Source organism: Methyloceanibacter marginalis, assembly GCF_001723295.1.
In the GTDB taxonomy this organism is placed as follows: domain Bacteria; phylum Pseudomonadota; class Alphaproteobacteria; order Rhizobiales; family Methyloligellaceae; genus Methyloceanibacter; species Methyloceanibacter marginalis.
On record NZ_LPWD01000438.1, the window covers coordinates 1 to 4,510 of the forward strand.

The following is a 4,510-nucleotide window of genomic DNA, read 5'->3' on the forward strand; positions in this document are numbered from 1 at the left end:
CGCGAGGTGCTCTACAAGATCAAGACGCTTTGCCGCCGCATTTCGGCAGGCGCGTGGCCAGAAACAGCCGCAGAGGCCGAGCTGTTCAAGGGCCGCGCGTTCTCCCTCGTGCCGCCGCGGGCGATCGCGATTGCGAGCTCGACGGGGGGACCGCAGGCGCTCACGACTCTTCTTCGCGCCCTTTCGCCGGCGCTCGACCGCGTTCCGGTGCTGGTTGCCCAGCACATGCCGCCAATGTTCACGACGGTTCTCGCCGAGCGCCTGGAGCGCGACACGGGCCGCGAGACGAAGGAAGGTCTGGACGGGGAGCCGCTCCTGCCCGGCAGGATCTACGTGGCGCCCGGGGATCGTCATATGAAGGTCCTTTCGAGGCCGGTCCCGCACCTGCGCGTCGACGATGGACCGCCGGTGAATTTCTGCCGGCCAGCCGCCGACTTGTTGTTCGCAAGCGCCGCCGCCGCGTTCGGCCCGGCGCTACTTGGCATCGTGCTGACCGGGATGGGGCAGGACGGAGCGGCGGGCGCGGTCAAGGTCGCCGATGCGGGCGGCAGCGTGATAGCGCAGGACATGGCGTCGAGCGTTGTTTGGGGGATGCCGGGATCCGCGGTTGAGACGGGGGCCTGCGCCGCCGTGCTGCCGCCGCCCCGGATAGCCGAGGTTGCGGCGAAGCTCATGCGCGGAGAGCGGCCATGATGGCGCATGAGTTCAAGCTGCTCCGCCGCATCCTGAAGGAGCGGTCAGGCATCGACCTCAACGAGGACAAGATGGACCTCGTCGAGGCCAAGCTCAGGCCGATCCTCAAGGAGTACGACTTTCCTTCGATCGCTCACCTCACGCTCGCCTTGATGAAGCCGGACAACGACCACTTGCGGTCTCGCGTGGCACAGACCATCGCCGTGCTTGAATCGTATTTCTTTCGGGACAAGGCGCCGTTCGCGTATTTCACCGAGACGATGCTCCCGCGGCTGATGGAGCGGCGGGCCGCCTCGCGGCGCATCAGGATCTGGTGCGCGGCGTCGTCCACGGGTCAGGAGCCCTATTCCCTGGCGATGCTGCTTTCCGAGGAGGGGCGCAAGCTCGACGGATGGAACGTCGAAATCGTGGCCACGGACTTTTCGGAAGAGGCGCTGCGCAAGGCGAGGGCTGGGCTCTACAGCCAGTTCGAGGTCCAGCGCGGCCTGCCGGTCTCGATGCTCGTCAAGTTCTTCAACAAGTCGGGCAATGGCTGGCAGATCAAGCCGGAGGCTCGGGACAGGGTCGCCTTCCGCGAGCATAACCTTCTCAACGACTGCCAGGAGCTCGGCCGGTTCGACATCATCTTCTGCCGGAACGTCCTCATCTATTTCGATGAGCAATTGAAGACGGCGGTGCTGGGGCGTCTTGCGCGCAGCTGGCGCCGGATGGCTATTTGGTGCTCGGCGCGGCGGAGAGCACCACCGGCATGTCGCCGGACTTCATGGCGGTGCCGGAGTGGCATCATGGCGTGTTCTGTCTGACGCCCGATGTGGCGGCCGCGCGCCGTCAGGCCCGGCAATTGCGCGGGCCTTTGAACGCTGGGCTGGTCCCGGGCCGCGGGGAGGGGGTGACGGTCGCTCTCAAGGATCCCGCTGTCCGGGAAGTCCATCTTGATCCGGCCACGGCGGAGCTCCTGGAGGCGCGTGCCAGGGCGCGTGGGCTGACACTGGCGGAGCTGTTGACGGAGTTTGCGGTCTCCGAGACGCCAAAAACACAGAACTGGCCGGCCTTCAAGGCGGGCAGAAGCTGACCCAAAAAAGAACGGCCGGGACAAGCCCGGCCATTCCGAAAGTCTCGATGTTCGTGAGAAAATGCTAGGCGGCGGCTTCGCCCGTGTCGGACTCGTCATCCGGGTTGCGCAGCACATAGCCGCGGCCCCAAACCGTCTCGATATAGTGCTTGCCGCCGGTCGCCGCCGCGAGCTTCTTGCGCAGCTTGCAGATGAACACGTCGATGATCTTGAGTTCCGGCTCGTCCATGCCGCCATAGAGATGGTTCAGGAACATCTCCTTGGTAAGGGTCGTGCCCTTGCGCAGGGAGAGCAGCTCGAGCATCTGGTATTCCTTGCCCGTCAGATGCACCCGCTGACCGTTCACGTCCACGGTCTTGGTGTCGAGATTGACCTTCAGGCCGCCCGTCTGGATGACCGACTGGGCGTGGCCCTTCGAGCGGCGCACGATCGCGTGGATCCTGGCGACCAGCTCATCCTTATGGAAGGGCTTGGTCATGTAATCGTCGGCGCCGAAGCCTAGGCCACGGACCTTATCCTCGATGCCGGCCAGTCCGGAGAGGATCAGGATCGGGGTCTGGACCTTGCTGACGCGCAAGGTTTTCAGGACCTCGTAACCGCTCATATCCGGCAAGTTAATGTCGAGAAGGATAATGTCGTAGTCGTAGATCTTGCCGAGATCGACACCCTCTTCGCCCAGATCGGTCTTGTAGACGTTAAAGCCTTCCGATTGCAGCATCAGTTCGATGCTCTGCGCGGTTGCGCTATCGTCCTCGATCAGAAGAACCCGCATTTTAAATCCCCCGTCTTCTCAAAGTTCCTGGTTATCCCCTGACCCAATACGTCGGACGCAGATTGGTTAATTCGAATCAATAAATTAACGGCCAATAGTTAACAAAAGCTAAGCTTATGGCGAGCGCTAACCACGTCCGGTAACCATCTCTACACCACTGGGGTCGTCGTATCCTTTAAATGCAAGCCATATGGTTTACCGAGCCTTAAGGCCTGTCAGCCATGATCTGGAGCGAGGGGCAGGGGGACCGGTCCTCGTAAAGGCCTTTGGGTTCGCTTCCGGGAGGATTGCTTTTTTGAGGGCAGTCGACCGTAGAGCGCCCCCTCTGGCATGGTAATTGAATTCTCCGTAGCCGGGGACCGAGTACGCTGAGGGTATTGAGTCATGAAGTCACGCGACGCAGTCATCCGCTTGAAGCGCTTTGAAGTCGACGAAAAGCGCCGCAAGGTTGAAGATATTGAGGCCATGATCGGTGAGCTCAACACCATGGCCACCGACCTCGACCGGCAGATCGCCATCGAGCAGGAGCGTGCCGGCGTCTCCGACGTCAATCACTACGCCTATCCGACCTTCGCCAAGGCGGCCATCCAAAGACGGGACAATCTGGCCAATTCGGTCTCGGGCCTCGAGGCCAAGCTGGCGGCCGCTCGCGGAGACCTGGACGAGGCTCTCGAGGAAATGAAGAAGATCGAGCTTCTTCAGGAGCGCGACGCCGACCGGCTCAGGGTCGAGAGCCCGGCGCCGGAGCTTGTCGCCGTGGGCGCCCACCGCGCGGCCGGCTAGCCGGCCCAATCTGCATCTTGAGCCGGCGCCGCCTCCGGGGCGCTTCAAGGGGCCGTTCGCGGCCCCGGTTTCAGATGCTATATGATCCGGGAAACCGGAAACGCGCGGGTAGGGACCATGCCGTCGTTCGATATCGTCTCCAAGACCGACCTCGCCGAGGTCGACAACGCGCTCGCCAACATGGTGCGCGAGATGAGCCAGCGCTACGACTTCAAGGGCTCGCAGGCCAAGATCGAGCGGAAGGAGTCGGAGCTTGTCATCAATGCCGACGACGACCTGAAGCTCAAGCAGATGCACGAGCTGCTCCAGGGGCATCTGGCGCGCCGCAAAATCGACGCAGGGGTTATCGACTATAAGACGCCGGAAAAAGCGGCCGGCCAGGCCGTTCGGCAAAAGGCGATCATCCGCCAGGGCATCGACAAGGAGCTGGCCAAGCGCGTGGTCAAGGAGATCAAGGACGGGAAGTTCAAGGTCCAGGTCTCCATCCAGGGCGACGAGCTCCGGGTCACGGGCAAGAAGCGCGACGACCTGCAGGCGGTGATCGAGCACACCAAAGGGCTTTCGATCGAGCAGCCCCTGCAATTCGTGACTTCCGCGACTAAGCCACGATGTTTTCACACGATGTTTTCAAGAGGACATAAAGTGCGAGGGCCGGCGGCCATTGCGATTGCGCTCACGGCCGTGGGGTTCAGCCTTGCGGCTTGTGGCGGTGGCGGCGGATCCACGGGCAGCGCAAGCGTCGCCGCCGACGCCCCGGTCGGCGCGGTGCCGGCCTACAATACGAGCCGCATGTCGGTTGCGACGGCCAAGCCCGTCGATGCCTATGTGATGCTCGGCGGCCGTGCCAAGACATGCTGGTTCAACCCGAGCGCGCCTCTCTTCCCCGATCATGTCTACCGTGCCGATGTGAGCCCAGACGGCCAGAAGGTGAAGATCACCATTCACGACAAGCGTAATCTCGGGCGCGCGGGCAAGCTCGCCTATACGATCGATTTCCACCAGCAAGGCGCGAGCACGATCGTCACCACCAAAAACCTGGCCATGACGCCGGAGCAGGCGGCCAAGATGCAGTTCGACATCAATCGCTGGAAGAGCGGTCAGACGAATTGCAGCAGCGAATGGCCAAAGGTGGTGGCCCAGCCCGCCGCGCAGTAGCCGCCCCTAGAAATGCCAATGGCCGGGACGAGCCC

The 4,510-nt window shown here is 62.8% G+C and carries 6 protein-coding genes; 5 read left to right on the forward strand and 1 reads right to left on the reverse strand.

Going from position 1 to position 4,510, the window contains the following annotated elements; translation table 11 throughout:
• The 3 genes from AUC71_RS15250 to AUC71_RS15260 form a co-directional block, all read left to right on the forward strand.
• On the forward strand, nucleotides 1–693 hold a 693-nt coding region (locus AUC71_RS15250; protein ID WP_141701757.1), incomplete at its 5' end, for a CheB methylesterase domain-containing protein.
• Entirely contained in the window at nucleotides 690–1,496 is an 807-nt protein-coding gene (locus AUC71_RS15255; RefSeq protein ID WP_083238481.1) for a CheR family methyltransferase, read from the forward strand. The genes AUC71_RS15250 and AUC71_RS15255, both read left to right, overlap by 4 nt.
• A complete protein-coding gene (locus tag AUC71_RS15260; protein ID WP_069624930.1) occupies nucleotides 1,442–1,765 on the forward strand; it encodes a hypothetical protein in 324 nt (107 codons plus the stop codon). Before AUC71_RS15255 ends, AUC71_RS15260 begins: the two co-directional genes overlap by 55 nt.
• Before the next feature lie 64 nt (nucleotides 1,766–1,829).
• On the opposite strand, the gene ctrA is transcribed toward AUC71_RS15260, so the two are convergent.
• Nucleotides 1,830–2,537: a response regulator transcription factor CtrA gene (ctrA, locus tag AUC71_RS15265; RefSeq protein ID WP_069624931.1), complete on the reverse strand. Its 708-nt coding sequence runs from the start codon at nucleotides 2,535–2,537 to the stop codon at nucleotides 1,830–1,832.
• A 384-nt stretch (nucleotides 2,538–2,921) separates the two neighbouring features.
• Between ctrA and AUC71_RS15270 the strand changes: the two genes are divergently transcribed.
• Together AUC71_RS15270 and AUC71_RS18200 are read left to right on the forward strand one after the other, a co-directional pair.
• On the forward strand, nucleotides 2,922–3,320 hold the full coding sequence (locus AUC71_RS15270; RefSeq protein WP_069624932.1) for a flagellar FliJ family protein: 399 nt from the start codon (nucleotides 2,922–2,924) through the stop codon (nucleotides 3,318–3,320).
• A 117-nt stretch (nucleotides 3,321–3,437) separates the two neighbouring features.
• Nucleotides 3,438–4,475 carry a YajQ family cyclic di-GMP-binding protein gene (locus AUC71_RS18200; protein WP_083238482.1) on the forward strand — a complete coding sequence of 346 codons (1,038 nt, stop codon included), beginning with the start codon at nucleotides 3,438–3,440 and terminating at the stop codon, nucleotides 4,473–4,475.
• Nucleotides 4,476–4,510 lie beyond the last annotated feature (35 nt).